Origin of the sequence: Micromonospora sp. ATCC 39149 (genome assembly GCF_000158815.1) — a bacterium.
Lineage (GTDB): Bacteria > Actinomycetota > Actinomycetes > Mycobacteriales > Micromonosporaceae > Micromonospora.
In genome coordinates, this window is the sequence record NZ_GG657738.1 from 6138215 (window position 1) to 6147153 (window position 8939).

Genomic DNA, 8939 nt, shown 5'->3' on the forward strand with positions numbered 1-8939 from the left:
CGCCCTGGCCGCGACCCCGGTGGACCGGACCAAGATCACCACTCGGCTGGAGGCGCTGTTGCACCGCTGGCGCGCCGTCGACCCGCCGGACCGCGAACCGGTTCTGCTGAACGCGGCCAGCGACGAGGAGCTCTTCCAGGTCCTCGACAACGAGCTGGGCATCTCATGAGCGAGCCCAGCGAGCGAATCAGAAAGCTCAGCGAGCCGACCAGCACCGAGGACCGGCTCCGCGACTACCTGCGCCGGGCCACCGCCGACCTGCGGGAGGCGAAGCAGCGGCTGCGGGACAGCGAGGCCGACGCCACCGAACCGATAGCAATCATCGGTATGGCTTGCCGCTATCCGGGCGGGGTCGGCTCGCCGGCGGAGCTGTGGGATTTGCTGGTCGCCGAGCGGGACGCGATCGGCGAGTTCCCCGCCGACCGGGGCTGGGACCTGGCCGGCATCTACCATCCGGATCCCGAGCAGCCCGGCCGCAGCTACGTGCGGCACGGCGGGTTCCTCTACGACGCGGCGGAATTCGACGCCGACTTCTTTGGGATCAGCCCGCGCGATGCCCGCCGGGCCGACCCGCAGCAGCGGATCCTGCTGGAGGTCGCGTGGGAGGCGGTGGAGCGGGCCGGCATCGACCCGGCCGCCCTGCGCGGCACCCCCACCGGCGTGTACGCCGGCCTGATGTACCACGACTACCTGCTCGGCAGCCCGGGTGGCAGTCTGGTCTCCGGCCAGGTCGCGTACAGCCTGGGCCTGGAAGGGCCGGCGGTCACCGTGGACACCGCCTGCTCCTCGTCGTTGGTCGCCATCCACCTGGCCGGCCAGGCACTGCGGCGCGGCGACGCGACGCTGGCGCTGGCCGGTGGGGTCACCGTGATGGCCACCCCGGAGATGTTCGTCGAGTTCAGCCGGCAGCGCGGGCTCGCCCCGGACGGCCGCTGCAAGTCGTTCTCCGGCGACGCCGACGGAACCGCCTGGTCGGAGGGGGCCGGTGTGCTGGTGCTGGCCCGGTTCTCGGACGCGTTGCGGGCCGGGTACCCGGTGCTGGCGGTGATCCGTGGTTCCGCGGTCAACCAGGACGGGGCGAGCAACGGGTTCACCGCCCCGAACGGCCCGTCCCAGGTTCGGGTCATCGAGCGGGCGCTCGCCGCCGCCGGTCTCACGCCGTCCGATGTCGATGCTGTGGAGGCGCACGGCACCGGCACCGCGCTGGGTGACCCGATCGAGGCGCAGGCGGTCATCGCGGCGTACGGCGAGCGGCCTCCGGACCGCCCACTGTGGCTCGGTTCGGTCAAGTCGAACCTGGGCCACTCGCAGGCCGCCGCGGGGGTCGCCGGAGTGATCAAGATGGTGCTGGCGATGCGGCACGGCCGGCTACCCCGGTCCCTGCACGCCGACCGGCCGACCCCGCACGTCGACTGGTCCGCCGGCACGGTCCAGTTGCTGCACGCGGCCCGGGACTGGCCGGAGCCCGGCCGGCCGCGCCGCGCGGCGGTCTCCTCCTTCGGGATCAGCGGCACGAACGCCCACGTGATCCTGGAGCAGGCGCCCGCCCCGGCGCCGGTCACCGGCTCCGCGCCGGTCACCGGCCCCGCCGTGGTGCCGCTGGTGCTGTCCGCCCGGTCGCCGGTGGCGCTGGCCGAGTCGGCCCACCGGCTCGCCACCCACCTGGCCACCCACCCGGACGAGCCACTGGTCGACATCGGATACACGCTGGCCGGCCGGTCGGCGGCCGAGCACCGGGCCGCGGTCCTCGGCACCGACCGGGCCGAGCTGCTGGCCGGGCTACGCGACCTAGCCGCCGGACGGGCCTGCGCGGAGACCGTCGCCGGGTACGCCGACCTGCGTGGCCGTACCGTGTTCGTGTTCCCCGGGCAGGGGTCGCAGTGGGCCGGCATGGCGACCCGGCTGCTCGCCGAGTCCCCGGTCTTCGCGGCGCGGATCGCCGAGTGCGAGCAGGCCCTGGCCCCGTTCGTGGACTGGTCGCTGACCGCGGTGCTGCGTGGCGAACCGGGTGCCCCGCCGGCCGACCGGGTGGACGTGGTGCAGCCGACGCTGTGGGCGGTGATGGTGGCGCTGGCCGCCGCCTGGTCCGCCTACGGCATCGTGCCCGACGCGGTGATCGGCCACTCCCAGGGCGAGATCGCCGCGGCCTGCGTGGCCGGCGCGCTCTCGCTGGACGGCGGAGCCCGGGTGGTCGCCCTGCGCAGCCGGGCGATCGGCGACGTGCTCGCCGGCCGGGGCGGCATGCTCTCGGTGGGCCTCCCCGCCGAGCGGATCCGCCCCCGGCTGGCCGGCTGGCCCGACCGGATCTGGGTGGCCGCCGACAACGGTGCCGCGTCGGTGGTGCTGTCCGGCGACGGCGCGGCGCTCGACGCGCTCCAGGCCGAGCTGACCGCTGCGGGGGTGGAGCGGGTCAAGCGGGTACCGGTGGACTACGCCTCGCACTGCGCTCAGGTCGAGGAGATCCGCGATCGGCTGCTCACCGATCTGGCCCCGGTCGAGCCGGGCGCCGGGACGGTACCGATGATGTCCACCGTCACCGGCGAGTGGGTCGACGGGACTGCCCTGGACGCCGGCTACTGGTTCACCAACCTGCGCCAGCCGGTCGCGTTCGCTCCGGTGGTGAGGGCCCTCGCCGCCGCCGGCCATGTCCGGTTCGTCGAGGTGAGCCCGCACCCGGTGCTGGTGCTGAGCATGCAGGAGACGCTGGAGCGGGTGGACCTGCCGGCGGTGGTGACCGGAACGCTGCGCCGTGGCGAGGGCGGGCTCGACCGGTTGGCCGCGTCCGCCGCCGAACTCTACGTCCGGGGAGCCACCCCGGACTGGTCCGCCTTCTGCCCCGGTGGTCGTCGGACCGAGCTGCCCACCTACCCGTTCCAGCGCCGGCGCTACTGGTTGGACCCGACCCCGCCGGCCCCGGAGAGCCGGCCGGAGGGCGGGCTGGACGGCGGATTCTGGCAGGACGTGCGGCGCGGCGACGCCGAGGCGCTCGGTGCCCGGCTGCGCCTGGACGCCGGACGGCTGGCCCCGGTGCTACCAGCCCTCGCCAGCTGGCACGCCGATCAGGTGCGCGACGCGGCCGTGGACCGTTGCCGATACCGGTTGGCCTGGCGCCCGCTGCCCGACCCGCCGCCGCGTGTCCACACTGGCACCTGGCTGCTCGTCGCGCCGCCGGACGCCCCGCTGGCGGGGATCCTCACCGACCGGCTGGCCGCCCACGGCGCCACCGTGCGGTACGCCGAACTGGACGGCACCGGCCGGGCCGCGCTCGCCGAACGGATCCGGGCCGCGCTCGCCGACCGTACCCCCGCCGGTGTCCTCTCCCTGGCCGCCCTGCCGGGCCCGGACCAGCCGGCGCCGGGTGCGCTGCCCGGCCCGGACCGGCCGGCGCCGGGCGGGGCGGCCGGCGTGCCCGGCCGGGACGCGCCGGCCGCGCTCGTCGACGCGGCGGTGCCGCCGCCGCTGTCGGGCACCGTTCTGCTGGTGCAGGCGCTCGCGGATGCCGGCGTGACCGCTCCGCTGTGGTGCCTGACCGCGGGTGCGGCGGGGGTCGAGCACGACGTCGACGTCGACCCGGAGGCCCGCTCGGTCTGGGGCATGGGGACGGTGCTCGCCCTCGACCGGCCGGACACCTGGGGTGGCTTGATCGACCTGCCCACGCCGCTCGACGCGCGGGCCGCGGACCGGGTCTGCGCCGTGCTGGCCAACCCGGACGGCGAGGACCAGCTCGCCATCCGCCCATCGGGACTGCTGGCCCGGCGGCTGGTGCGGGCACCCGCTTCTGCACCCGCTCCGGCTCCGGCCAGATCCTGGCGGCCGCGCGGCACCATCCTGATCACCGGTGGTACCGGCGCGGTCGGTGCCCACCTGGCCCGGTGGCTTGCCCGGGCGGGCGCCGAGCACGTGGTGCTGACCAGCCGGCGCGGTCCGGCCACCGACGGGGCCGCCGAGCTCTCGGCCGAGCTAGCCGCGCTCGGCGCCAAGGTGACCATCACCGCCTGCGACGTGGGCGACGCCGCCGCACTGCGCGCGCTGCTCGACGGGCTCGCTGGCGGGCCACCGCTGACTGCCGTGCTGCACGCGGCCGGGGTGCTGCCCGAGGAGACCCCGTTGGCCGACCTTTCTCCGGCCGAGTTGGCCGAGATCATCCGGAGCAAGGTGGCCGGCGCGGTGCACCTGGACCAGCTGCTCGCCGACTATCCACTGGAGGCGTTCGTGCTGTTCTCCTCGGGCGCGGCGATCTGGGGCAGCGCCGGGCGGCCGGGGTACGCGGCCGGCAACGCGTTCCTCGACGGGCTGGCCGAACGCCGCCGGGCCCGCGGGTACGCCGCCACCTGCGTCGCCTGGGGATCGTGGGGCGGTGGCGGCATGGTCGACGAGGCCGCCGGGGAGCAGCTGCGCCGGCTCGGGCTGGGCGCGCTGGACCCGGCGCTGGCCGTCGAGGCGCTGGTCCAGGCGGTGGGCCGGGACGAGAGCGGGCTGGTGGTCGCGGACATCGACTGGGCCCGGTTCACCCCGGTCTACACGCTGGCCCGGCACCGTCCGCTGCTACGGGATCTGCCGGACGCCCGCGCGGCACTGGATCGGGAGGCCGGGCCCGGAGCGTCCGCCGAAGCCGCGGACGCGGCACCGCTGGCGGCGCGGCTGGCCGGCCTGACCCCGGCCGAACGGTCCCGGGCCCTGCTCACGCTCGTACGCGAGCAGGCGGCGGTGGTGCTCGGGCACGACGAAGCGGCGGCGGTCGCCCCGGAGCGGGCGTTCAAGGAACTCGGCTTCGACTCGGTGTCCGCGGTCGACCTGCGTAACCGGCTCAGCACCGCGACCGGGCTGAAGCTGCCGGCCGCCGTCGCCTTCGACCACGCCAATCCACGGGCACTCGCCGAATACCTGGGTACCCGGCTCGGCGGCGGCCCACCGGAACCCCCGCTGCCCGTCCTGCTGGATCAGCTCGAAGCGCTGGTGGCCGGGCTGCCCGCCGCCGAGATCGAGCGCTGTGCCCTGCCCGCCCGGCTGCAAGCGCTGGCGAACGCGGTACACGGGGCACTTGCCGGTACCGGTGGGCGGGCGGGCATCGAGGAGTTGCTCGATGGGGCGACCGCCGACGACGTACTCGACATTCTCGACCAACAGCTGGGATCCGACCGGGTGACGAGGAGTTCGAATGGCTGACGACGAACGGCTTCTCGGATACCTGAAGCGGGCCACCGTGGAGCTGCACCAGACCCGTGACCGGCTGCGCGAGCTGGAGAGCGCCGACCGGGAGCCGCTGGCCATCGTCGCGATGAGCTGCCGCTACCCGGGTGGCGCCGACACCCCGGAGCAGCTGTGGCGGCTGGTCGCCGAGGGCGTGGACGCGGTCGGGCCGTTCCCCACCGACCGTGGCTGGCCGACCGGCGTCCGCTACGACGCCGACCCCGACCGCCCCGGCACCAGCTACGTGCGGACCGGTGGCTTCCTGCCGGACGCCGCCGGGTTCGACGCGGGCCTGTTCGGCATCTCGCCCCGCGAGGCGGTCACCATGGACCCGCAGCAGCGGCTGGTGCTGCACCTGGCCTGGGAGGCGTTCGAGCGGGCCGGGCTCCCACCCCGCTCGCTGCGCAGCGCGCCGGTCGGCGTGTTCATCGGCAGCGGTGCCCAGGACTACTACGACAACCTGGCGCCGGCCGCCGCCGAGCTGATCGACGACTACCTGAGTACGGGCAACGCCGCGTCGGTCATCTCCGGCCGGGTCGCCTACGCGTTCGGCCTGGAAGGGCCGGCGCTGACCGTGGACACCGCCTGCTCCTCCTCGCTGGTCGCGATCCACCTGGCCGGGCAGGCGCTGCGGCGGCGCGAGTGCACGCTGGCACTGGCCGGCGGCGTGATGGTGATGAGCACGCCCGGACCGTTCGTGGCGTTCAGCCGGCAGCGCGGGCTGGCCCCGGACGGCCGGTGCAAGTCGTTCTCGGCGGCCGCGGACGGGACCGGCTGGTCCGAAGGTGCCGGCCTGCTCCTGCTGGAACGCCTGGGCGACGCCCGGCGCAACGGACATCCGGTGCTGGCGGTGATCCGTGGCTCCGCGGTCAACTCCGACGGCGCCTCCAACGGGCTGACCGCGCCGAACGGCCCGGCCCAGCAGCGGGTGATCCGCCGGGCACTGGCCGACGCCGGCCTCACCGCGGGCGACATCGACGCGGTGGAGGCGCACGGCACCGGTACCACGCTGGGCGACCCGATCGAGGCGCAAGCGCTGCTCGACACGTACGGGCAGGGCCGCCCCGCAGACCGTCCACTGTGGCTCGGCTCGGTCAAGTCGAACCTCGGGCACGCTCAGGCCGCCGCCGGGGTGTGCGGAGTCATCAAGATGGTGCAGGCCATCCGGCACGGGCAGCTGCCCCGGACGCTACACATCACCGAGCCGTCCGACCAGGTGGACTGGTCGGCCGGCGCGGTCCGGCCGCTCGTCGAGGCGCGCGAGTGGCCCGGCCACCCGCGCCGGGCCGGGGTGTCCTCGTTCGGAGTCAGCGGCACCAACGCGCACCTCATCCTGGAGCAGTCGACCGAGCCGGCTGCCGTGGCCGAGCCGGCTGCCGTGGCCGAGCCGGCCGACGGTGCCGAGCCGGCCGGCGAGGCCCGGGTGGTGACCGGGCCGGTGCCGTGGCCGGTCACCGGGGCGACGGCGGAGGCGCTGCGCGCCCAGGCCGGTCGGCTGGCCGCGCACCTGGCCGCGGAGCCGGCGACCGCCACCACCGACCTGGGCTACTCGCTGGCCACCACCCGGTCGCCGCTGGCTCATCGCGCGGTGGTGCTGGTGGACCGGCCGGCCGACGGGCCGCGCGCGCTGGCCGCGCTGGCCACCGGCACGCCCGATCCGGCCGTGCTGCGGGGTACCGCCGGCGAAGGGCTCACCGCGCTGCTCCTGTCCGGGCAGGGCGCGCAGCGGGCCGGCATGGGGCGCGGGCTGTACGCCGCCTTCCCCGCCTTCGCGGTCGCCTTCGACGAGGTGTGCGCCGGCTTCCACCTGGACCACCCCCTGTCCGAGGTCATCGGCCGCCCCGAGCTGCTGGACGGCACTTTGGTACGCCCAGCCCGCGCTCTTCGCGGTGCAGGTCGCGCTGGCCCGGCTGCTGGAGAGCTGGGGCATCTTTTTCTTTTTCTGATGCTCGGGCACTCGCTGGGCGAGCTGACTGCGGCGCACCTGGCCGGCGTGCTCTCCCTGGCCGACGCGTGCACCCTGGTCGCCGAGCGGGCCCGGCTGATGGCGGCGCTGCCACCCGGCGGCGCGAATGGTGGCCCCTCGCAGCCCCCCGAGGACGAGATCCGCCCGCTGCTGACCGACCGGGCGGGCCTGGCCGCGGTTCAAACGGCCCGAACGCTGTCGTCGTCTCCGGCGACGCGGACGCGGTGACCGAACTCGCCGCCCGGTTCCCGACCAGCACCAGGCTGCGCGTCTCGCACGCGTTCCACTCGCAACGGATGGAGCCGATGCTGGCCGAGTTCGGCCGGGTCGCCGAGGGGCTGTCCTACGCCGAGCCGGCCGTACCGGTGGTGTCCAGTGTGACCGGTGCGGTGGCCACCGCGGGGGAGCTGCGTACTGGGGCGTACTGGGTACGGCAGGCGCGCGAGGCGGTCCGGTTCCGGGACGGAATCGAGGCGCTGCGGGCCGCCGGGGTGACCCGGTTCGTCGAGGTCGGCCCGGACGGGGTGCTCACCGCGCTCGCCCGGGAGTGCCTCGCCGGCGCGCCCGAACCGGCGGTGCTGACCCCGATGCTGCACCGCGACCGCCCCGAACCGGACACCGTGCTGGCCGCCTTGGCCCAGCTGCACGTCACTGGCGCCGACGCCGACTGGGAGGGCGTCTTCGCCGGCCGGCCCGCCCGCCGGGTGGCCCTGCCCACGTACCCGTTCCAGAGCCGGCGCTACTGGCTGCGGGCGCGGGGCGGCGACGTCAGCGGTGCCGGCCTGGACCCGGCCGGGCATCCGCTGCTGGGCGCCGCCATCACCCTGGCCGGCACCGAGGGCACCGTGCTGACCGGCCAGCTGTCGGTGCACCAGCAGCCCTGGCTCGCCGACCACGCGCTCGCCGGGGTACCGACGCTGCCCGGGACCGCGCTGCTCGAGCTGGCCCTGCGCGCCGGCGCTCAGGTCGGCTGCGGTCGGGTCGAGGAGCTGACCCTGCACCAGCCGGTGCGGCTGCCGGCCGGGGGAGCCGTGCAGGCCCAGGTCACCGTCGAGGCGGCCGACCCGACCGGCGGGCGCGCGATCGGCGTCTACACCCGCCCGGCCGACGCCGACCGGGACGAGCCGTGGGCCCGGCACGCCACCGGCACAGCGCGCCCGCTTACCGGCGAACCCGGCACCGACCTCGCCCAGTGGCCGCCCGCCGGGGCCCGGCTCATCCCGCTGGACGGGCTCTACCCCGAGCTCGCCGCGGCCGGCCTCGACTACGGGCCCGCCTTCCAGGCGCTGGGCTCGGCGTGGCAGCGGGGTGAAGAGATCTTCGCGGAGGTACGGCTGCCCGACGGCGCGACCGGCCCCGGCGACCGGTACACCCTGCACCCGATCGCCCTGGACGCCGCCACGCACGCGCTGACCCGTTCCGACGGCGGTGGCACCGGGCAGGTCCCGTTCTCCTGGACCGGGGTGGAGCCGTACGGGACCGGTACCCCGCCGGCCCGGGTCCGGTTCACCCCGACCGGGGCCGATCGGTGGGCGGTGACCGTCGCGGATGCCGCCGGCGCGCCGGTCGCCTCGATCGACACCGTCGTCTTCCGGCCGGTCGCCCCGGTCTCCGCGGTCGCCCCGCTGTACCGCGTCGCCTGGCAGCGGATCCCGACCGGTGGCGGCGCGGCACCGGTGGCGGCGGAGCTGCTGGAGGTGACCGGTGGGCTCGACCCGGCCACGGTTCGGGCCGCCGGCCTCCGGGCCCTGCACGCGGTGCAGGACTGGCTGGCCCGGCCGGG

Annotated in this window: 3 protein-coding genes; all 3 read left to right on the top strand. The window is 76.0% G+C overall.

From position 1 onward, the window contains the following. The first annotated feature begins 165 nt into the window (after window positions 1-165). A complete protein-coding gene (locus MCAG_RS26770; protein ID WP_007076076.1) occupies window positions 166-5166 on the top strand; it encodes a type I polyketide synthase in 5001 nt (1666 codons plus the stop codon). Between the two features lie 22 nt (window positions 5167-5188). Next, entirely contained in the window at window positions 5189-7384 is a 2196-nt protein-coding gene (locus tag MCAG_RS33005; protein ID WP_369751389.1) for a type I polyketide synthase, read from the top strand. Next, a partial coding sequence (locus MCAG_RS35325; protein ID WP_255349006.1) for a polyketide synthase dehydratase domain-containing protein occupies window positions 7381-8939 on the top strand: 1559 nt, incomplete at its 3' end. The genes MCAG_RS33005 and MCAG_RS35325, both read left to right, overlap by 4 nt.